At 40.1% G+C, this 19889-nt stretch carries 21 protein-coding genes; 12 read left to right on the top strand and 9 right to left on the bottom strand.

The window, feature by feature from the left end:
- Positions 1 to 39 precede the first annotated feature (39 nt).
- Together FZC79_RS23005 and FZC79_RS23805 are read right to left on the bottom strand one after the other, a co-directional pair.
- Positions 40 to 183: a hypothetical protein gene (locus FZC79_RS23005; protein WP_187442667.1), complete on the bottom strand. Its 144-nt coding sequence runs from the start codon at positions 181 to 183 to the stop codon at positions 40 to 42.
- 5 nt (positions 184 to 188) lie between these two features.
- On the bottom strand, positions 189 to 317 hold the full coding sequence (locus FZC79_RS23805; protein WP_262372163.1) for a hypothetical protein: 129 nt from the start codon (positions 315 to 317) through the stop codon (positions 189 to 191).
- 174 nt (positions 318 to 491) lie between these two features.
- Here FZC79_RS23805 and deoD point away from each other — a divergent pair, with 174 nt between their 5' ends.
- The 5 genes from deoD (at position 492) to FZC79_RS06915 (ending at position 6861) form a co-directional block, all read left to right on the top strand.
- Complete coding sequence (deoD, locus tag FZC79_RS06895) at positions 492 to 1193, top strand: purine-nucleoside phosphorylase (protein WP_148946062.1); 702 nt, start codon at positions 492 to 494, stop codon at positions 1191 to 1193.
- A gap of 435 nt (positions 1194 to 1628) precedes the next feature.
- The gene (locus tag FZC79_RS06900; protein WP_148946063.1) at positions 1629 to 2534 is read left to right on the top strand and encodes a M15 family metallopeptidase; all 906 of its coding nucleotides are present in this window, start codon (positions 1629 to 1631) and stop codon (positions 2532 to 2534) included.
- Positions 2535 to 2983: 449 nt separating this feature from the next.
- Positions 2984 to 3571, top strand: coding sequence for a YitT family protein (locus tag FZC79_RS06905; protein WP_397541114.1), 588 nt, complete (start codon positions 2984 to 2986; stop codon positions 3569 to 3571).
- 113 nt (positions 3572 to 3684) lie between these two features.
- Positions 3685 to 5157 (top strand): S41 family peptidase, encoded by a 1473-nt coding sequence (locus tag FZC79_RS06910; protein WP_148946065.1) that lies wholly within the window; start codon positions 3685 to 3687, stop codon positions 5155 to 5157.
- A gap of 750 nt (positions 5158 to 5907) precedes the next feature.
- A complete protein-coding gene (locus FZC79_RS06915) occupies positions 5908 to 6861 on the top strand; it encodes an LCP family protein (RefSeq protein ID WP_148946066.1) in 954 nt (317 codons plus the stop codon).
- A gap of 911 nt (positions 6862 to 7772) precedes the next feature.
- Here FZC79_RS06915 and FZC79_RS06920 read toward each other — a convergent pair.
- Positions 7773 to 8384 carry a class I SAM-dependent methyltransferase gene (locus FZC79_RS06920; RefSeq protein ID WP_252183268.1) on the bottom strand — a complete coding sequence of 204 codons (612 nt, stop codon included), beginning with the start codon at positions 8382 to 8384 and terminating at the stop codon, positions 7773 to 7775.
- 110 nt (positions 8385 to 8494) lie between these two features.
- Here FZC79_RS06920 and FZC79_RS06925 point away from each other — a divergent pair, with 110 nt between their 5' ends.
- The 3 genes from FZC79_RS06925 to FZC79_RS06935 all read left to right on the top strand — a co-directional run bounded on the left by FZC79_RS06925 (position 8495) and on the right by FZC79_RS06935 (position 11653).
- Positions 8495 to 9421, top strand: coding sequence for a CobW family GTP-binding protein (locus tag FZC79_RS06925; RefSeq protein ID WP_148946068.1), 927 nt, complete (start codon positions 8495 to 8497; stop codon positions 9419 to 9421).
- Positions 9422 to 9498: 77 nt separating this feature from the next.
- Complete coding sequence (locus FZC79_RS06930; protein ID WP_252183269.1) at positions 9499 to 9915, top strand: MarR family winged helix-turn-helix transcriptional regulator; 417 nt, start codon at positions 9499 to 9501, stop codon at positions 9913 to 9915.
- A gap of 109 nt (positions 9916 to 10024) precedes the next feature.
- Positions 10025 to 11653 (top strand): MDR family MFS transporter, encoded by a 1629-nt coding sequence (locus tag FZC79_RS06935; protein WP_148946069.1) that lies wholly within the window; start codon positions 10025 to 10027, stop codon positions 11651 to 11653.
- 84 nt (positions 11654 to 11737) lie between these two features.
- Here the strand turns inward: FZC79_RS06935 and FZC79_RS06940 are convergent, their stop codons facing one another.
- The 5 genes from FZC79_RS06940 to FZC79_RS06960 all read right to left on the bottom strand — a co-directional run bounded on the left by FZC79_RS06940 (position 11738) and on the right by FZC79_RS06960 (position 13991).
- Positions 11738 to 11953, bottom strand: a complete 216-nt coding sequence (locus tag FZC79_RS06940; RefSeq protein WP_148946070.1) for a hypothetical protein — start codon at positions 11951 to 11953, stop codon at positions 11738 to 11740.
- Positions 11954 to 11975: 22 nt separating this feature from the next.
- On the bottom strand, positions 11976 to 12404 hold the full coding sequence (locus tag FZC79_RS06945; RefSeq protein WP_148946071.1) for a spore coat protein: 429 nt from the start codon (positions 12402 to 12404) through the stop codon (positions 11976 to 11978).
- A gap of 25 nt (positions 12405 to 12429) precedes the next feature.
- Positions 12430 to 12912: a spore coat protein gene (locus FZC79_RS06950; RefSeq protein WP_148946072.1), complete on the bottom strand. Its 483-nt coding sequence runs from the start codon at positions 12910 to 12912 to the stop codon at positions 12430 to 12432.
- Positions 12913 to 13077: 165 nt separating this feature from the next.
- On the bottom strand, positions 13078 to 13293 hold the full coding sequence (locus FZC79_RS06955) for a spore coat protein (RefSeq protein WP_148946073.1): 216 nt from the start codon (positions 13291 to 13293) through the stop codon (positions 13078 to 13080).
- Positions 13294 to 13751: 458 nt separating this feature from the next.
- Positions 13752 to 13991 carry a DNA alkylation repair protein gene (locus FZC79_RS06960; RefSeq protein WP_148946074.1) on the bottom strand — a complete coding sequence of 80 codons (240 nt, stop codon included), beginning with the start codon at positions 13989 to 13991 and terminating at the stop codon, positions 13752 to 13754.
- 83 nt (positions 13992 to 14074) lie between these two features.
- On the opposite strand from FZC79_RS06960, the gene FZC79_RS06965 reads away from it, so the two are divergent.
- The 3 genes from FZC79_RS06965 to FZC79_RS06975 all read left to right on the top strand — a co-directional run bounded on the left by FZC79_RS06965 (position 14075) and on the right by FZC79_RS06975 (position 16147).
- Positions 14075 to 14350 carry a hypothetical protein gene (locus tag FZC79_RS06965; RefSeq protein ID WP_148946075.1) on the top strand — a complete coding sequence of 92 codons (276 nt, stop codon included), beginning with the start codon at positions 14075 to 14077 and terminating at the stop codon, positions 14348 to 14350.
- Between the two features lie 287 nt (positions 14351 to 14637).
- Positions 14638 to 15393, top strand: a complete 756-nt coding sequence (locus FZC79_RS06970) for a CAP domain-containing protein (protein WP_148946076.1) — start codon at positions 14638 to 14640, stop codon at positions 15391 to 15393.
- 238 nt (positions 15394 to 15631) lie between these two features.
- Entirely contained in the window at positions 15632 to 16147 is a 516-nt protein-coding gene (locus FZC79_RS06975; RefSeq protein ID WP_187442668.1) for a GNAT family N-acetyltransferase, read from the top strand.
- A 383-nt stretch (positions 16148 to 16530) separates the two neighbouring features.
- Here the strand turns inward: FZC79_RS06975 and FZC79_RS06980 are convergent, their stop codons facing one another.
- Positions 16531 to 17892: an MATE family efflux transporter gene (locus tag FZC79_RS06980; RefSeq protein ID WP_148946077.1), complete on the bottom strand. Its 1362-nt coding sequence runs from the start codon at positions 17890 to 17892 to the stop codon at positions 16531 to 16533.
- 370 nt (positions 17893 to 18262) lie between these two features.
- On the opposite strand from FZC79_RS06980, the gene FZC79_RS06985 reads away from it, so the two are divergent.
- Positions 18263 to 19333 carry an undecaprenyldiphospho-muramoylpentapeptide beta-N-acetylglucosaminyltransferase gene (locus FZC79_RS06985; protein ID WP_187442669.1) on the top strand — a complete coding sequence of 357 codons (1071 nt, stop codon included), beginning with the start codon at positions 18263 to 18265 and terminating at the stop codon, positions 19331 to 19333.
- Positions 19334 to 19889: the final 556 nt, after the last annotated feature.

Raw genomic sequence — 19889 nt, forward strand, 5'->3', positions numbered from 1 at the left:
CCAATCAAAAAGAAGCTGACCTGGTCAGCTTCTTTTTGATTATATATTGTGGCCGGGACCGTTTTTACGTTTGTTTCCTGAATGTTCTTTATTGTGTGCCTCGTGTTCAGCGATGATCGCTTCTGGCGGTATATGGTTATTTTTTTTTGGCTGGTTAATGCGTGCTCGGTGCTTTTTTCCCATAGCAGTTACCTCCCGCTGTTGAATCTTTCTGTTTTAGAAGAGTTAGGCTGGTTTCTTGAACGTGAAGATGGATTGGTGCTGTTTGCATAATCGACTGCTTGACGAAGTTTTTTGCTCATTTTTTCTTTAGCCATAGTAATCCCTCCTTGAAATTAGTTTAGCCACTTCGTTCGCTGTTATCCGGGATATGTCTTCGTTGCATGAATTGGTAAAAAAGCTTACAATGTTCATGCATAGCCTTGGCAAAGGGTAGAAAGCTAAGTGTGAGGAATTCTGAAGTCTTATTATCTAACACAGGAGGAATTAAAATGAGTATACATATTGGTGCTAAAGAAAATGAAATCGCAGAAACGGTTCTGCTTCCAGGAGATCCTTTACGTGCAAAATACATTGCGGAAACTTTTTTGGAAGACCCTGTCTGCTATAACGAAGTAAGAAACATGTTTGGCTACACAGGTACATATAAAGGGAAACGTATTTCCGTCCAGGGAACTGGTATGGGTGTGCCTTCCATCTCGATCTATATCAATGAGCTTATGCAAAGCTATAATGTACAGAATTTGATTCGTGTTGGTACATGCGGAGCGATACAAAAGGATGTAAAAGTAAGGGACGTCATCTTGGCGATGAGTTCTTCGACTGATTCTCAGATGAACCGCCTGACGTTCAACGGAATTGATTATGCTCCAACTGCAGACTTCTCTTTATTGAAGAAGGCTTATGATGCAGGTGAGGAAAAAGGACTTAATTTGAAGGTTGGAAATGTGTTCACGGCAGATATGTTCTACAATGATAATGCGGAACATGAAAAATGGGCGCAATATGGAATCCTTGCTCTTGAAATGGAAACATCGGCACTGTACACGCTGGCTGCTAAATACGGGCGGAAAGCACTGTCAGTTCTTACTGTTTCTGATCACATCCTGACAGGGGAAGAAACAACTTCGGAAGAAAGACAAACAACGTTCAACGAAATGATCGAAGTGGCTCTTGAAGCAGCGATTAAATAAAGTGAATAAGCCTCGCCGGGTATAATAATCCGGCAGGGCTTTTTATTTTTGGCTCTTTCATAAACTTTATTGTTATTTTGTATTAATTCCGAAAAAATAACCTTTTTCATTGAATAACTTAGTTAGCATAAAAAGAAATGAGCTGCTATCCCTATTTAGAGATAACCCACAGTATCGAGGGGACCCGGCTCTTGGGCTTTTTCCGAAAGCAGCATTGTATGAGAGAACAGACTTATTTTTTTTGAAAAAGCAATGAAGTTATTTCTGAAAAGGAATTAATTTGAAGGAAAAAATCTGCACAAAAATCAATTTGTACTCATGATGGTCTCAAATAAAGTTTGAAGTACCTAAACTGAAGAAGTGCTTTTTACCCTGATTACAGATTTTATTAGAAATGGTATGATGGTTTAGACAAAGATAGAGAAGGTGAAAGAAATGAAGAAATTAGTCATGGTGCCGGCAGTTCTGCTGCTGCTTTCCGGATGTCAGCAGGCAGAGGAATGGACTAAAGATTTATTTGGCTCCAATGAACAGACTCAGGAACAAGAAAATTCAGAGGACATCACTCAGGAACATGAACCTGGCATTGACGATGACAGCCAGGAAACCCCCGATACGGAGAATGGACAGAATCAAGATGGAAAAACATCAGAAGAAGATTCTTCTGGACAAAAGGAAGAAGAGATACCTCCTGCTTTGCAGCTGGAATCCCAATTCTTTAATAATGTCCAGACCGTTGATGGTAAAAAAGTGATCACAAACCCTGAAAATACGTTAGCTTTGGTAAATAAAGAGTTTGGCCTGACCGGCGATTACAAACCTACGGACTTGGTAAGGCCTGAGGTACCATTTGTTTTCGGCAGCCAGGATATTGAGAAAGCATATATTCGTGAAGAAGCTGCCAAGGCACTGGAGGAAATGTTTGCTGCTGCAGAAAAGGATGGGCAGTATTTGACAGCCATTTCAGGATACCGAAGCTATCAATATCAGCAAGCGCTGCTGGAAAGGGAAATCAAGCAGTTTGGAGAAGAAAAAGCGGTAAAAGCTGTAGCTCCCCCAGGCAATAGTGAACATCAATCAGGCCTTGCTATGGATATATCCAGCAAGAGCAATGATTTTCAAGTCAGCGAAGAACTTGAAAATACACCAGAAGGAAAATGGATGAAAGAAAATGCTCACAAATTTGGCTTTATCCTACGGTACCCTAGAGGGAAAGAAGACATAACGGGATATCAATATGAACCATGGCATTATCGATACGTTGGAAAAGAAGCTGCCCAGGTTATTTTTGAAAATGACTGGACTCTTGAAGAGTATTTTAACAACGTTAAAAAGATTTAACCATAAAGGCTTGGAAGGGGGCATCCTTTCAAGCCCTTTTTATCTTCTAGCAGGGAGAAATTTTTCTCATTTAGGGAGTATCATCCAGAACAGCTCAAATAGAGGGGCACTTCCAACTCAATAACAATAATTCTGTTTTCTCTGGGATTTATTACGAGGAATAAATCCCAGAGAAAGTATATTCAAGCCTCACAGTGAAAGGTGCGTTTTCCTGTGTGTTTTGAATGCTTACAAATACTAAAATAAAATCCGTTCCCATAAGGATATGATGTTAGCAGGATATCTCAATCAACTGAACTTCTTCTGGACAGAGTGCAGGATTCATTTGAAGCATAATGAATTTCAACCAATACATAAATAAAACCCCTCCTTCTTACATATATGTTAATAAGGTGTACAGGCTTATAATGTGATGGCCTCAGCTTGTAAACGATACGGAGGGGATGATTTTGTACAAGGTTTACCTTCAAATTGCTCTCGGGAGTCTTCTGGTGGCCATCGGGATCAATGCCTTTTTTGTGCCGCAGCATTTTTTGGACGGAGGGATGATCGGCATTGGTTTAATCAGCCACTATTGGCTTGATCTTAAACCCGGTCTGACGATAGTGATCCTGAGTATCCCCCTGTATGTTCTGGCTTTCTTCCTCGATAAAAATTTATTTTTCAAGAGTATACACGGTTTATGGCTTTCCTCGCTGTTAATTGACGTCCTTCAGCCTATTTCCGAGAATATCTACTTGATTCCCATTTTGGCTGCCTTGGCAGGAGGGGTATTTGTGGGTGTTGGGATTGGACTTATGCTGCTTGCAGAAGCAGCGACAGGAGGAACAGACCTGCTTGCACAACTTATTGGAAAAAGCACAGGCTGGAATGTCGGAATCATCATTTTTTTTATTGATACATTAGTCCTTCTTGCGGGCTTCAGCCTGATTGGTGCCTATTCTTTTCTCCATTCCCTGCTTGCTGTCAGTACTGTTGGTTTTTTTACCGCGCTTTTAACTCATACTAAAAAACGGAAAGGGTTTTCCTTTCGTTAAATATTTGAAACTGATAAAATGTATAAGGTGTAAAAATAGTGTAAAATTTTTAGAAACATGCTATCCTTAGGAAAATATGCTAGCAAGATATGCAATGAAAGTGGTGATGGTTTATGGACAAGGATCAGCAGCAAAATGAAAACACATCAAACGAACAGAACCCTTCCGGATACATAAAAATCCGTAAATTTCAATTTGTCATGTTAATTTTCTTTTTAGTATTTGCGACAGCGGGCATAACAACCTTTGCTCTAGCTTTTGGCGATGAAAAAGCGGTGAATGTAGGTGTTCAGGAAAGAAATGAATTTCAAAAACTTTATGAAGCTTACGATGCTCTCAACAATGATTATTTCAAGGACCTGAAACAGGAGGACCTTGTGAATGGTGCTATTAATGGAATGCTTGATTCCCTTGAAGATCCTTATTCAGATTATATGAATGAAGAAGAAGCAAAACGCTTTGAAGAAAGCATTACTTCCTCTTTTGAAGGAATAGGTGCGGAAATACAGGAGAAGGACGGAAATATTACAATAGTATCTCCAATTAAAGGTTCTCCAGCAGAAAAAGCAGGCCTGCGTCCAAATGATAGAATCCTCGAAGTTGACGGAGAAAGCATTCAAGGTGTTGGTGTAACGGATGCGGTTCTTCAAATCAGGGGAGAAAAGGGCACGAAGGTGACACTGACCATCCAGCGCCCTGGAACTGAAGAATCAACCGAGGTAACGATTACGAGAGATGAAATACCACTTGAAACCGTTTATGCAGAAATGCTGGATAACGGTATAGCTAAAGTTCAGATTACAAGTTTTTCTGATGATACCTTCAATGAACTTACAAACGCATTGGAACAAATGCAGGCAGAAGGCATGGAAGGCCTTATCATCGATGTCCGGCAAAATCCAGGAGGGCTGCTGGACCAGGCAATCCAGATCTCTTCCTTGTTTGTTGAGGAAGGGGAAGTCCTTCTGCAGGTGGAAGATAGTGAAGGAAATAAAGAAAGTATTGCTGCCCAAGGCGGACAAAAAGTCGACATTCCTGTGACAGTACTGATCGATAAAGGAAGTGCGAGTGCATCAGAAATTCTAGCCGCTGCAGTCAGTGAGTCTTCTGATATTCCATTGATCGGTGTTAATTCATTTGGAAAAGGAACTGTCCAGACAGCCGAAAACTTCTCAGATGGATCGAACATGAAATTCACAACAGCTAAATGGCTGACACCTGAAGGGACATGGATCCATGAGAAAGGGATCAAACCTGATTATGAAGTTTCCCTGCCTGCATACGCAGAACTTCCATACATCAACCCTGATCAGGAGTTAAAAGAGTCAGACTTGTCCGACCAAGTGAAGGCTGCCGAGGAAATGCTGAAAGCGGCAGGTTATGAGCCAGGAAAAACAGATGGATTCTTTGATGACCAGACAACAGAAGCTGTAAGATCATTCCAGGAAGCAGAAGATCTGGAAGTCACGGGTACATTGAACAGCGAAAGCATTCTCAAGCTCATGGAAAATATGAGAAATCTGATTCAAGAAAATGATACGCAAGTAAATAAGGCAGTGGAAGTTCTTTCAGAAAAAATGAACTAACTGCTCAACACTCAGCCGGCTTACAGGTTAATTCCTGTAAGCTTTTTTTGGTCTTTGAAAACTCTGACTATTACGGGAGTTACAGGGAGCATATAGCGTGTATCGCGGTATGAAAAATTATCCCTTTATCATAGGGGAATCAGGTTTCACAATCACTTCGACCCTTTTCAACTGTAGGTATGCACTACGTGGACATGGGTAATCCTATCTAAATTAAGTGGAAATTTTCCGGTTAAGCCATGGAATAGTAATCGGCTTGGGGTATATAAACGAAATTTCTCCGCTTATTTTAGCTGTTTCTCGTACTTTTTCTTTAATAAGCGGAATTTCTTCCCTTATTTCTCAAAATTGCTGGAGTTAATAGAAATCATTCAGCGTGCTTTTAGGCTGAGCCCTGCAAGAGAAGCTTTCAGCGGCAGAGCAAACCACCATTTCACAAGGTTGGTTACGAAGATAGCGCTTGTCTCTTTCTCCGGAAAAATGAAAAAATTATGCTAGTCAATGAAACTAACAAGAATTCCCCTTCTTAAGAACGTTTTTTGTATAGACTGCTTTTTTCTGGCCGAGAATGATAACACCAATTAGTTACTCTGATTTTAAGAAAAGAAGAGATTTTTTCTTAAGCCTCACTTTTTACATAGCCATGTGCTTAGCAACCAGCGTTTCCAAAAACTCATCAAAATTTCTAACTAACCGCTTTATTTAATAGCGGATTCAGTGTAACTAGTTTCATAAAAGAAGGTGAATAAAATGAAATCAATTAGAAGGATACTTCAACTCGGGATTTGCTTTCTAATCATTCATGGCTGCTCGGACGATTGGAATGGTAATGATGAAGCAGCAGAAAATGGGCAGAATTCTTTATTAGAAGAAAAACCCGAAACTAAAACCAGCGTTGAAAAAACAGATAATAGAAAAGAAGGAATCAGCTTATTTGAAAGTGAAGAGGAACCGTTAAATATTTTAATTATCGGTTACGACCAGAGGGGTACTGAAGCTTCAAGGGCTGATACCATCATGATTGCACAATACCATCCGGGTGCCAAAACAGCCAAGGTGATGTCCATCATGAGAGATTCATACGTTTTTATCCCGGGATACGGAAAGAGTAAAATCAATCATGCTTACTCATGGGGCGGCGACCAGTTATTAAAAGAAACAATTGAAGAAAATTTCAATGTGAAGGCTGACCGTACCATTAAAATTGATTTTCAAGGGTTTGTGTCTTTTATAGACAAAGTGCTTCCAAAGGGAATTGAAGTAGAGGTGCCTGCAGAAATGATCAATTACTGGAAATGGGATATGGAACCAGGCCTCCAGGTTTTAAACGGACAGGAGCTTTTGAACTATGTGAGATTCCGTAAAGATAGTGAGAGTGACTTTGGAAGGGTGAGAAGACAGCAGGAAGTATTGGAACTGATTCAGAAGAATATTTTAAAACAACTTACAGATGGTGAAGGGATTAAGACTGTATCCTCCCTAATAAAAGATGGAAAAGAGGCTGTTGAAACAGATCTGGCCCTGAGTGATTTTCTTCAACTGGATTTTACGTCAATGCTTAAACCAGTAGAATCATTTGATTCGCTGAGAATTCCAATAGAGAATTCTTACGAGAATGTAATGACAAAGGATGACGGTCTGGTTTTGGAGCTTGATACTGAAGCAAATGCTGAAGCGGCTGCGAAATTTCTGAGTAGGGAATAGGGAACTGGTCCTCGAGCTGAAAACACTCAATTTAATACCTTTCAGGACAATAACTAACTATTAGAAACTCATGTAAATTTGTTTTCAAAGGCTCGTTTTGTATAATTTGTTGCTATTTAATATTACCTTCGTAAGATAACGGCTTTTTATTCTGCTAAGCCAAAAGGATTGAGCTGCTCCCCTTTTAGAGAGAGAACTCTAAATGTCCGGAGGGTGATACTCCCAAAAGCAAAATTAATGCGACAACAGTCTTTCAAAAAGAAGAAGGCCCTCTTAATGAGGGCGCCGAAAACTACCAAATATTAAAATCTACTTTTTATTCAGACAGAAAAAACAATGAATATGTTGCTCTCTATACTCCATAGCTTTAGAATACTTTAGTCTATTTTGGAACATTTGCCTGCAGAAGCTTCTTTCCATCTTTCATAACTAGTCGATGAAAAGAAGCTTATTCATGGAAGTGACCGGTGGCACTTATCAAAGCTGTTCAGTATGTTGGGTAGTATATAGCTGAAAAAAGTTCCCTTATTTACTAAAAAGCATTTAAAAAAGCTTAAATAAGGGAATTAAATTCCCTTATTTAACTTCAAACACTAAAAAAATGTGCTTTTTAAACAAATAAGAGAAAAAATTTCCTCTATTTATCCCAGAATTAGCTCAGTTTTAAAATTAAGGGAAAAAAGTTCCCTTATTCTTACTGCTGTGCACTTAATTAAGGAACTAGCAGGCACTTCTCTATTAGATCAGGCTCCGGCCCAGCTAAGCCGGGTATTTGAACGCAATCCAACACTCTTTCATAATTTTGAAAGCTGAAAAGGTACGTTTCAATAACTTTAAATCTTTATAGTACTTTTTCAGTGAGCGCCTCGGAATACAGAGCCTTCTTCTTTTAGGAAACAAACATTTGTAGATTATTTTTTACACACAGCTATGCCAAAAGGATAGTGTTTTCCCTCTCTTTTAGGTTCCACTAGTACACTTCTTTGATAATAAAATTCCTCTTCAGAATAATCATTAAAGAGTCCTGTGAATTCCTTTTCCGTTAACTGATGGACGTGGTATTTTTCATTTGTCGCCTGCCCTCGTCCGGCCCCAAACGGAGTGGATATGATGAGGGTGCCTCCTGGTTTGAGCATTTGGTAGAGGTTATTCATAAAAATTTCTTCATGGTACAGATGTTCAAGGGTCTCGAAGCTGATGATGCAGTCAAACTGCCCCAGTGTTCCAGGCAGTTCTGGATCTTCCGCGTTCATATTTGTATATTGAATTAATGGGTGGTAATGTTTCGATTTAGCATAGTGCAAAGTTTCTTCATCGTTATCGACGGCAATGATTTCATCAAGAAAAGCCTTCTGTGCTTTAGCAATGATTTTTGATCCATAACCAGTGCCACACGAAATATCCAGAACTCTTCCTTTTGAATATTCAATGGCAAAGTAATATCGTGCCAAGTGTTCAAGAAGCATTCCATTCATAGGATCCATCTTTTCAGGGATAACACGCTCTCCTGTTAAATTCAGCAATACAGCGACCTCCTTAGGTGTATTCATTATATCAAATACGGTCTTAAGATTGTAATGGCTGCTTTCTTCGACTAGAATGAGCTAAGAAGGATGTTGAAAGGAAGATTATAATGAAAAAAGATGTGTATCTGCTTTCCGGATTTCTAGGAAGCGGGAAAACGACATTATTGAAGAATTTGATTGCTGCTTTAAAAGAAAATCAGTTAAAGCCTGCTGTATTAATGAATGAGCTAGGAAGTGTTTCAATAGATTCACAGGAAGTGGAAGAAGATACTCCTCTTAAAGAGCTGCTCGATGGCTGCATTTGCTGTTCTATCCAAGATAAGTTAGAGTCTCAGCTGCAGGAGCTGCTTTTTCACGATAAATTTGATGCGCTGGTCATAGAGACGACAGGAGCCGCTCACCCTGTTGAAGTGGTCGATGCTGTAATGTCACCGCTATTTGCTGACCATTTTCATTTTAAAGGAATTATTACAGTGGTAGACGGTAAGCAGTGGGTATCAAGGGGGGCCTTCAGTCCTCAGGTGCTGCAGTTGATGAGGGAACAGATAAGACATGCTCATCTACTGATATTCAATAAAGAAGATTTGTTGACTGAAATGGAAAAGGGAACAGCCCTTTTTGAAATTCAGCAGTTGAATCCTGGTGCTAAGCTGATCATGACAAACTATAGCAAAGTATCTTCATCCACTCTGCTTGAACTTGAAGGGCTTTCACCCAAAGGGGATAGGGAAAAAACAGCCATTGGCCATCAGCTTAACTTAAGCGCTCATGTACATAAATTCACAGGGGCTGTATCCCAAACAGATTTTGAGGAATGGCTCAGGCAGCTGCCTGATTCAATTTACCGGATGAAAGGATACATTCCTTTTACCGGAAGGAAATACCCTTTCATGTTTCAATATTCCTATGGTATGCCCGTCCTGCTGCCGGAGGATATGAATCTTCCAAAAAATCTTGTCATAATAGGTGAGAACCTGGATGAAACAAAGATAACAACCCAATTAAAAGAGATGGAGAGAAGTAATAAAAGTTGACGTAAATGTCCATATTTCGTAAGATTAAATAGTTAACCAACTGAAGTATTTCTCTTTCTGAAAGGTGTAAGATATTATTGAATAGTGAAATGTTTCAATTAGAAGAATTATTCCGCAATGTATTTCGTATGATGAAACAGGATATCACAAGGCTTTATGGAAAGTATTTATCAAGTGGAGAGCTTCTCGTATTGAAATATCTTTCGGAGCATGGTGATATGAAATCATCTGATTTATCAAAGAAAATGGACGTTTCTGCAAGCCACATTACCAGTGTTACGGATAACCTTTCCGAAAAAGGATATATAACCCGTCAAAGATCATCGTCAGATCGACGCGTAGTTGAACTGGTTCTTACGGATAAGGGAAGCGAAATCCTTAAAAAGTGCCTGGAAATCAAAGTGGAGTATTTTCAAGAGAAGTTCAATACTTTCTCACAGGAAGAAATTACTCAATTAATTAACTTATTCTCAAAGTTGTATAAGACGAAATAATGTCAGGAATATAAGGGCTAACTTTCTTGGTACAGAAAGTTACCCTTTTCCTTATGCTAAAAGGTTAACATGGTTAAATATTTATCTTATAAACAAAAGGGGCTGCACTATGGAACATTTAGAACCGAAGAAAAAAATATTAATCATGCTGGCCATCATGTCGGCAATGCTGTTTGCTGCTTTGAATCAGACAATTGTCGGGACAGCTCTTCCTACAATTATTTCAGAGCTCGGCGGAATTGAATACTACAGCTGGGTATTTACGATCTTTATGCTGACTTCTTCTGTAACAGCAATTCTTGTCGGCAAGCTGTCCGATATGTATGGTCGAAAACCATTTATCTTGATCGGTATAGGTGTTTTTACAGCAGGGTCATTTCTTAATGGGCTCTCCACTTCGATTATAGAATTGATAGCTTTCCGTGGAATTCAAGGCTTAGGTGCCGGTATGATTATGTCCACTTCTTTTACAGCAGTAGGTGATTTATTTGCACCGAGGGAAAGGGGAAGATGGCAGGGGCTCATGGGCGGGATTTTTGGTCTGGCAAGTGTTTTTGGACCGACGCTAGGAGGCTGGATAGTCGATAATGCTGAATGGCACTGGGTTTTTTGGGTTTTTCTTCCCTTTGGGTTGGTAGCCTTTTTGATGATTTGGCGTTTGTTTCCTTCCCAGACAATTAAGGAAAAAAAGAAAGTGGATTATCTGGGATCCATCATGTTGTCACTTACTATTATCCCATTGTTACTGGCATTCACATGGGGAGGAAATGACTTTGAGTGGGTTTCCTTTCAAATTATAGGTCTATTTTCAGTGACTGCAGCAGCATTAATTCTTTTTATCATGATAGAGAAACGGGCTGCAAATCCTGTCCTTCCTCTTCACCTGTTCAAAAATCAAATTTTTACATTGTCTAATGCCATTGGCTTCATTCTTGGTGCAGGAATGTTTGGAGCGATTATGTATATGCCCTTCTTTATCCAGGGGGTCATTGGCACATCAGCTACAAAATCAGGATTTGTCATGATGCCTATGACACTGAGTATGGTATTCGCTTCAGCCATTGGAGGGCAGATAATCACAAAAACAGGTAAATACAAATTAATTGCATTAATCGGCCTGTTTGTAATGGGAAGCGGCCTGGCATCGCTATCGATGATGGGAACCGATACCACAAATACAACAGCCGTTATCAATATGATTATCGTTGGTTTAGGCCTTGGCCTCAGCTTTCCGGTCTTCACGCTAACAGTTCAAAATGCTGTGCAGCACCAGTACCTGGGGGTTGCCACGGCAGCGACTCAGTTGTTCAGGCAGATAGGTGGGACGGTTGGCGTTGCCATCATGGGAACTGTCATGAACAATTCAATGTCTACTAGAATGAATCAGGAACTATCCAAGTTAAAGGGAAATTCCGATTTGGAAGCACTGCCTCCTGAAGCAGCAGCACAACTGCAGACATTACAGAGCCCTCAGAGTTTAATGGATGGGGAAAAACTTCAGGAAATTCAAGCTTCCTTGCCGAATGAAATGCAAGCCGTTTTTGTCAAAACGATAGAAATCGTCAGAGAGTCATTAAGCTATTCCCTGACAAATGTTTTCCTTATTGGAGCTTTCGTGCTTTTTTCAGGCTTCCTGCTTACATTCTTTTTAAAGGAAATTCCCTTGCGGATGACGAATAAAGATGAACCGGAGAACGAAATTCAATCAGGGCAAGAATCTCAATCAGTAAAAGCATGAGCACGAAGAGACCATCCTGGGAAAAGGATGGTCTCTTGCTCATTCAATTACTAGGTCTGACTCATTCAAGTTGAATAGAATTGTTTACTTTAATTTATCAAGCAAGCTGTTCAAATCACTATAATCAGAAAGGTTAAATTGATTTTTCAGTGACTCGTTCATTGATTCTTGATTCTTTTTAAAGTCTTCCTGCAGTTTTCGCTGGCTTTTTGTCCTTTGCTGCTGTGAAAGCAGATTGTTCAAGGATCCACTGTTCATTTCCTGCAGGTGTTTGACTAGTTCGTTAATATCTTTTGCCATGAAGAATGCTCCTCCTTTTGGATTAAAGTACGTCCAGTTTAACGACGATGGCTACAAGGATTTGAAGAAGAGCTTGAATGTTGATAGCTAGGTCTGTGTCAGTAGTAACAACCTTTACTTTCTTGGAGTTTTCAATAATTGTTTTCTGTTTATTACTCTGCCTTGTTTTAATGAATTGTTTAATATCTTGAGCTACTGCTTTGCCTTGGTCGGAATCACCGATTGTGATACTGATGACAGCCGCAATTGCCGCTTGGATTCCCAATTGAAGGGAAACAGCCGCCTGGGTGTCCGTAGTTTGTACATCTACACCTTCTGAATCTTTAATGATGATCCACTCATAGGATTTTTGTTCATTTTTGACGTACTGATCTGCATCTTGTTCTACATCTGCTCCGTGGCCTTTATCATCACAGTGGTGATCAAGAGCTCTCCATTTTTTTTCTTCCATTTTAATTCACCTCTTTAATTTTTTTTTAAAGAATATCCAATTTAACTACCAATGCGACAAGAACTTGAAGCAATGCTTGAATATTGACAGCCAAGTCAGTGTCCGTTGTTGTTACGTTGACATCTTTTGAATTATCGATATAAATTTTTTGATAGTTTGTTTGTTCAGCATCAAATTTCTGGAATAGTTCTTGTGCTACTGCTTTTCCTTTGTCAGAATCGCCGACAGTGATGCTGACCACTAAAGCGATTGCCAGCTGCAGACCGACTTGAAGAGAAACCGCTGCTTGAGTATCTGTCGTTTGCACGGATACGTTGCAAGAGTTTCTAATCCAAATCAACTCATCTGATTCCTGGTCGTTCAATGAAACCTGGGTTCCATCCTGAAGGACGATGTGATCGTCATCTTTGCCATGACATTTATCCTGATACCCATAGCAGTCTCCATGGCTTTCATATTCATGATCTCCATGGTAATAGCTATTATTGTAACTATAATTTTTGTTCATCAATTAACACTCCTTTTTATTGGTATGCTATATACTATTGTTCTCTTGTCCTGAGGGAGTGTGCAGATTCCCTGAGTAAAATAACCATTTTCTGAGGATAAAGAGAAATTTGAGCGATAATATAAAAAATCGCCGTTTATTTAGGCGATATAAACTAATGAACTATTATTCTTTCTTATCTTTTTCATTTGAATTTACAAAAGAATCCACTTGCCCGCTTAACTCTTGAACCATTTCTTTTATCCACTTTTTTTGCTCGTCTGAGAGCTTTCCTTTCACTTCATCTTCTTTTACACCATTCTTTCTGAAAATATCGCTGACCAATAAGTCAACAACAGTGGAAGGGATTGCTTTAGGCTGCTTTTTAGAACCATCACTCATGAAAAACTCCTCCTTATATGGATTTCATGCTACTAACATATGCAATTCACCCTGCGGAGACACTGTCCCTGCCCAGGAAAAGCAGCCCTTTTTAAAAATGGGTCTAAAAATCACATATACAAGGTCTTTACAAAACAATGTAAAAATCCACCAGTGGGAACTGGTGGTTTGCTCTGCGGTTTTTAGCCTCTCTTCCCGGCCACACCCTAAAAGGCCCAATGATTGATTTCATCAGCAATTTATCCTCACTGAAAAAATTCCAAGAATTAAGGGGAGAAATTCCGCTTATTTTAATTAATCATGTCCGTTACAGATAAATTGCCTGCTTGAATGGTAAGAAGTGTTAGGGTAACCTGCTTATCCCCTCATGAAAGGAGATTTTCTATACCTCGCTATAAGCTCGCTGGTACCCATGGCCAGGGGTTTTCATGGTCATAAAAAAAAGAAAGCTAATTAAATTAGCTTTCCCCGAATTTCTTGAATGTCCTTTCGTCTTCCACAAGCCCGCAAGCCCCGCACTGCACTTTATACTCAGGCCCTTTGTATGGGATGTGGAAGGGGTCCAAGTTGCTGTTATCGTATTGCTGCACCACTTCACCAGACCCTGGATCAAGTTTCACACTCTGAGGAACCTGCTGTATAATGTTGAAGCGGGACCGGTTCGTCTTACAATTCGGACAACGGTATGGCGTGCTCATTAAGATGCACCATCCTTTCGTGTTTAAAACTAGTATGAGAAGCAGAAACAAAAAATATGCATCATTAGGAAGGGGAGGCAATTATGGAACACAATTACGAAGAGCTGCTAAATTTGTATAAAAAAATCTGGAATAGCCGAGAAATTAAATCAGAAGAAGATTCTGCAGTAGTCCTGAAAGAAGCAATGAAAAGAGAATTGAATGATGAAAACAGTCATCCCAGGGTGCGGAAGAATAAAGAAACCAAGTTTTTCTTTGCAATCAAGAGAGTGGCAGAGTCAGAATTGACAATAGAGGAAAAGTATAAGCTCATAGCCTGTTATACCGGTGAACTAGAGAAATTGCGAACCAACCGTTGAAATTTAAACATTGATAACTTCCTGTCATAATTGAAAAAATTCACGTTAATTTAAAAGTCTGTCAATACGGTAAACCTGGTAATATCCACTATCATATCCTTATTTTAACATAATATTAATGTGGTTGATTTCTCGCAAGAATCACTGCTGATAAGATATTTTTCCTTTTAGGATGGAAAAAAATTGATTTTTGCTGTTCTCTTACAATTTTAGCCAAAAATATGACAGAAACTCCGGTGATATGATGGTTGTGCAAGACAGCAACCACATTTCAGAGGAGGAACATCATGAATACAAAAAAGAAAATGATCGTTTCAACAGCTACTGCTTTAACACTTATGGCCGCACCATTTCTTAATAATGCGGAAGCGGCAAGCGGCAATACTACAACCCAAACACAACAAAAGGTACACACCTATCAATTCTCTGGAAACCATGATGAACTTTATAAGTGGATCCAGGAAATTATGTCTAAATATAATGTGAAGTGGACTAATCAACAGCAAACAAGCAAACCGGCGAAAGAACAGCCAGTTAATGAAAAGCAGCCTGAACCTGCAGAGACACCGGCTGCAAATGAAGCAGCACCGGAAAGCTCTGTTCCTGCAGCACCACAGCAGCCAACAGAACAACCTAAACAAACGACAGAAGCTGCAACCGGAACACTCAGTCAGTTTGAAAGACAAGTAGTTGACCTTACTAACCAGGAAAGAGCTAAAGCGGGGCTTCCTGCTTTATCAGCAGATGCAGAACTGAGTAATGTGGCACGAGAAAAATCTAACGACATGCAGACTAAGAACTATTTCTCTCATACAAGCCCCACTTACGGATCTCCATTTGATATGATGAACAGCTTTGGCATTGACTATCGTGCAGCTGGCGAAAATATTGCCATGGGACAGAGAACACCTGAAGAGGTGGTAAAGGCATGGATGAATAGTGATGGACACCGCAAGAATATCTTGAGCAGCAACTTCACTCATATTGGTGTCGGCCACGATGCGAATGGCAACTACTGGACTCAAATGTTTATCGGAAAATAATATAGTACCAGATTAGAAAGCCTGAAATTCAGGCTTTCTTTTTTTGGTTTTTTTCTCGATGTTCCTGCTCAGCCTGCCAATCCTGTATGAAATTTCTCCATAAAGGAAAATATATCCGTGATGACCGACAGACAGCAAAGTTGAAAAGAACGGATCTTAATGGTAATTTCAATAGCACAAAGGGGGCTCTGTCATAGGGCTCATCAGGCATAGCAGGTAAAGAAGGAGAGATGCATCAGTGACATATCATATCCGAAAAGGAAAAAAGGAAGATATTGCAGAGATAATGAAGATGGTCAGGAAAACAGTGGACATTATGAAAAGAGAGGACATTGATCAGTGGACAGATGAGTATCCGCTGGCCGAAGATTTCATAAATGATGCTGAAAACATGTCCCTATATGTCGCTGTAGATCGGGAGGGTAAGGTGGCAGGAAGTATCACGATTGATCAGGCGGAGCCGGTGGAATACAGTAATTCAGAATGGCGAAAAGAAGGCCCGGCATATTTGTTTCACCGTTTGGTGGTGGACCCAGAGGTTAGGGGAAAAGGAATAGCCTCACTTTTGATCAAACAGACAGAACATGTGGCGAGAGCAAACCATGTTTTTTACATACGCACGGATACTTATTCACTGAATAAAAAAGCCCAAATGTTATTCAGGAAAAATGGATTTAAGCAAACAGGTGAAATTGAGTTCATGGGAAAGGACAATCCCTTTTATACGTTTGATAAAGTGCTGGAAGAGGAGTAAAACGAATCGAATGAACAGGCAGCAGTGCAGATCTGTCAGGGAAGATCCACTCAGGATGCTGCACAGAAGGCCCATTTAATACAATAATCCTGTCGTGGACTTTGTCCGGCTTTTTATAAATATAATCATATGAAGAGGGATGAAAACTGGTGTCACCGAAATGAAAAGAGCTGCTCTTCCTCGATAAGGGATAGAACTCTTAGTAACCGAGGGAAAATACGGATCTAGAGATTTTTCCAAAAGCAACAATATTTACGAAAAACAGCCTTTTTAAGAGTCTATAATTCAAAAAACGGAGGGCAGAATCATTAGCGATTCAGCCCTCCATTTTATGTGGGTAAGCAGACAATCTCCTGAGTACCGCAATTTGTTTCTATCGACAATTAAGTCTTTCTAATTTTCATTTTTGTCTTCTTTTGAACAATTACCAGTCGCCAAGAGAGAGTGATGGCACCGGCCGTAAGACCTGAAATCAATCCTATCCAGTAGCCGTAAGGACCGAACTCGGTGAACTTTGCCAGTATATATCCGAGGGGCAGGCCGAGGACCCAATAGGAAATCAACGCCATAATAAAGGTAATATTGACATCCTTATACCCGCGAAGAGCTCCTTGTACAGGTGCTTGAATGGCATCCGAAAGCTGAAAGAGCACCGCATAGAGCAAGAAGTTAACGATAAGCGCACTAACTTCAGGATTATCTGTATAAAGGATGGATATTGGTTCTCTGAACAGCAGCAGGATGATTCCATAAATGATGGCAAGGATAATCGCGGTGAAAATCCCCATTAAACTATAAGTCTTAGCATCATCGAGCCTCTTGGCACCAACCTCGAATCCTACTACAATCGTTAATCCCATCGAAATGCTCAAGGGAATCATATATAGAAATGAAGCAAAGTTGATGGCTGCTGTATGTGCAGCTATAACATTTGTGCTGTATTCACTCATGAATAATGTGACGGCCGAAAAAATACTGACTTCAAAGAAGATCGAAAGGCCGATGGGAATCCCAATGAGAAGGATTTCCTTCCACTTGGACAGTGAAATAGCGAACCATTTGCCGAAAATATTATACTTCCTTAGAGGATAGTATCGGGCAATGACGAACCAGGCAATGAGGGTGATGAGCCAATAAGTTATAGATGAAGCGATCCCTGCACCAACACCTCCCATTTCAGGGAATCCAAATTTACCGAAAATCAGTACATAATTGAAAAAGATGTTGATTGGCAAAGATGTCAGCGTCACATACATTGTCACTGTGGTCATACCCAGAGCGTCGATAAACGAACGCAGAACATTGTATATAAACACGGGAATCACCCCGAACGCTAAAGCAATCAAGTACTGTCTGGCTACGGTACGGACACCTTCTTCAAGGTTCATATTATTCAAGATAGGATCAAGGAAGACGAATCCTGCAATGATCACCACGAGGGCGAGTACAGCTGCAGCATAGATTCCTTGAATGACGGAAAAAGCGATCTCTTTTTGTCTGCCTCCGCCGACTAATTGGGCGACAATCGGCGTCACGGCCAGCAAGATGCCGCTCAATCCGGTAAAAATGGGAACCCACAGCGAGGAACCTATTGCCACGCCCGCCAAATCGACTGACGAGAATTTTCCGGACATCATCGTATCAAAAAAGCTCATGCTGAACATGCCTAACTGAGTGACAAGAATCGGAACCAGTACAATGAGAAACTGGTTGAATTTTTCTTTAATGGTTGTAGTTTGTCTCATTATAGTTACAGCCTCTCAAAACAAATTTTACTTAAATATAAAGGCATTTTTCGTATGGATTGCTGCCTGAGGAGTCCCCGGGACACTAAGGCTGTTATTTCAAAGGATATTTTCTTTCTTACCTGACGGGATTCTTCCTGTAAAGTTTATGGAAACTCATAATAAATAACTGCAAATTTTACGAATAGAACCATTATAAATGAACTAGTGAATTATATCATAATTGTAAGCATGCAAGGGTAAGTAAAGATTGATTGAACGATTTCCCGCTCGTAAGCAGCCGAGTTCCATGTTAATATATAAACTTGATATTGTTTAGGAAAATACCGTGTATAATGATAAAGGATACTTTATGGATAGGAGCTTGATTATGAGCAAACATATACTTTTTACCGGCGGCGGGTCTGCCGGACATGTGACAGTCAACGCGGCCCTTATCCCCTTTTTTATAAAGCAGGGATGGAAGGTCTCATACATAGGTTCAAAAGATGGAATTGAAAATGAGATCATAACAGAACAATTTCCTGAGATTCCTTACCGCGGAATTTCCAGCGGTAAATTGCGAAGATATTTCTCTTGGAAGAACTTTTCAGATCCTTTCAAGGTTATGAAGGGACTTATGGAAGCCAAGGGGGTCATAAAGAAAACCAGGCCCGATGTCATCTTTTCAAAAGGCGGTTTTGTTTCTGTTCCTGTTGTAATGGCAGCCAAAATGTCCGGAATACCGACAGCAATCCATGAATCTGATTTCACCCCCGGACTCGCTAATAAGCTGGCTGTTCCGTTTGCGACGAGAATCTTCACGACATTTCCTGAAACACTGAACAGCATGCCGGCGGATAAATCGATTTGTGCCGGTGCAATCATCCGCGAAGAATTGTTTTCCGGAGACAAAGCGGAAGGAAAAAGGATTACAGGATTCTATGACAATAAACCAATCCTGATGATTATGGGAGGAAGCCTGGGGTCCCGGAAGATTAATGAAGCTGTCAGGAAAAACCTTGACGAATTGCTGAAGAGCTATCAAATTGTCCATCTTTGTGGAAAAGGCAATCTTGACACTTCTCTTGAACAAAAAGGCTACAAGCAATATGAATATGTTTCAACAGAGCTGCCGCATTTCCTCGACATGACAGACTTTGTCATTTCTCGTGCGGGTTCTAATTCTATCTTTGAATTCTTAGCCCTTAAAAAGCCGATGCTGCTGATTCCTCTTTCCAGGGAAGCGAGCAGGGGAGACCAGATCATCAATGCTGATTCATTTGTGAAGCAGGGAATCGCACTAAAGCTTGAAGAGGAAGAGCTGAGTCCTGAGACATTTAAGCATAACCTTGATGAACTGGAACGAAGAAGCGAAGAAATGATTTTGGCTATGGAGAAGAATAAGTCTTCCTACACCATAGAAGATATGTTTAATGAGCTTTCACGTTTATCAAAATAATATTTCTTTCGCTGTGAAGAGGCTGGTACTTATACGTATCAGCCTCTTTTTATGGTTGAGGGTATAGGGGGAGAAATCGAGTCCGGGGAGAGAGAGCCGATTCAGGTTCGAAAACAGTTTTTTAGGGAGACGAAAAAGAGGAGGTCCCAGAGGATTTTGATAGCTATAGAACAGATATTTTTGAACACGATTCAGTCTGATGGGATTTGATACAACAGAGAATTTAGACTTAGGACCGGAGCAGTCAGAAGCTATATCACCCAGCACGAATTCTGAGATTACTGAAGTTAATTTTCAGTGAAGGAAGGGCTTAAACAGCAGTACCTCAAGGCTAACTGAAGTAGATGCAGTAAAGGAAAGGTTTAAACAGCACTAACTATGAGGGTTACTGAAGTTGATGCCGTCAAAGAAGGGTTTAAACAGCACTAACTATGTGGATTACTAAAGTTGATGCCGTAAAGGAAGAGTTTAAACAGCACTAACTATGTGGATTACTGAAGTTGATGCCGTAAAAGAAGGGTTTAAACAGCACTAACTATGAGGGTTACTGAAGTTG

Origin of the sequence: Rossellomorea vietnamensis (assembly GCF_008180615.1) — a bacterium.
In the GTDB taxonomy this organism is placed as follows: Bacteria; Bacillota; Bacilli; order Bacillales; family Bacillaceae_B; genus Rossellomorea; species Rossellomorea vietnamensis_D.

Excerpts from the sequence above, each read along its gene's own strand:
- FZC79_RS23005 (WP_187442667.1), bottom strand. The coding sequence starts at position 183 with ATGGGAAAAAAGCACCGAGCACGCATTAACCAGCCAAAAAAAAATAAC.
- FZC79_RS23805 (WP_262372163.1), bottom strand. The coding sequence starts at position 317 with ATGGCTAAAGAAAAAATGAGCAAAAAACTTCGTCAAGCAGTCGATTAT.
- deoD (WP_148946062.1), top strand. The coding sequence starts at position 492 with ATGAGTATACATATTGGTGCTAAAGAAAATGAAATCGCAGAAACGGTT.
- FZC79_RS06900 (WP_148946063.1), top strand. The coding sequence starts at position 1,629 with ATGAAGAAATTAGTCATGGTGCCGGCAGTTCTGCTGCTGCTTTCCGGA.
- FZC79_RS06910 (WP_148946065.1), top strand. The coding sequence starts at position 3,685 with ATGGACAAGGATCAGCAGCAAAATGAAAACACATCAAACGAACAGAAC.
- FZC79_RS06915 (WP_148946066.1), top strand. The coding sequence starts at position 5,908 with ATGAAATCAATTAGAAGGATACTTCAACTCGGGATTTGCTTTCTAATC.
- FZC79_RS06925 (WP_148946068.1), top strand. The coding sequence starts at position 8,495 with ATGAAAAAAGATGTGTATCTGCTTTCCGGATTTCTAGGAAGCGGGAAA.
- FZC79_RS06935 (WP_148946069.1), top strand. The coding sequence starts at position 10,025 with ATGGAACATTTAGAACCGAAGAAAAAAATATTAATCATGCTGGCCATC.
- FZC79_RS06940 (WP_148946070.1), bottom strand. The coding sequence starts at position 11,953 with ATGGCAAAAGATATTAACGAACTAGTCAAACACCTGCAGGAAATGAAC.
- FZC79_RS06945 (WP_148946071.1), bottom strand. The coding sequence starts at position 12,404 with ATGGAAGAAAAAAAATGGAGAGCTCTTGATCACCACTGTGATGATAAA.
- FZC79_RS06950 (WP_148946072.1), bottom strand. The coding sequence starts at position 12,912 with ATGAACAAAAATTATAGTTACAATAATAGCTATTACCATGGAGATCAT.
- FZC79_RS06955 (WP_148946073.1), bottom strand. The coding sequence starts at position 13,293 with ATGAGTGATGGTTCTAAAAAGCAGCCTAAAGCAATCCCTTCCACTGTT.
- FZC79_RS06960 (WP_148946074.1), bottom strand. The coding sequence starts at position 13,991 with ATGAGCACGCCATACCGTTGTCCGAATTGTAAGACGAACCGGTCCCGC.
- FZC79_RS06965 (WP_148946075.1), top strand. The coding sequence starts at position 14,075 with ATGGAACACAATTACGAAGAGCTGCTAAATTTGTATAAAAAAATCTGG.
- FZC79_RS06970 (WP_148946076.1), top strand. The coding sequence starts at position 14,638 with ATGAATACAAAAAAGAAAATGATCGTTTCAACAGCTACTGCTTTAACA.
- FZC79_RS06980 (WP_148946077.1), bottom strand. The coding sequence starts at position 17,892 with ATGAGACAAACTACAACCATTAAAGAAAAATTCAACCAGTTTCTCATT.
- FZC79_RS06985 (WP_187442669.1), top strand. The coding sequence starts at position 18,263 with ATGAGCAAACATATACTTTTTACCGGCGGCGGGTCTGCCGGACATGTG.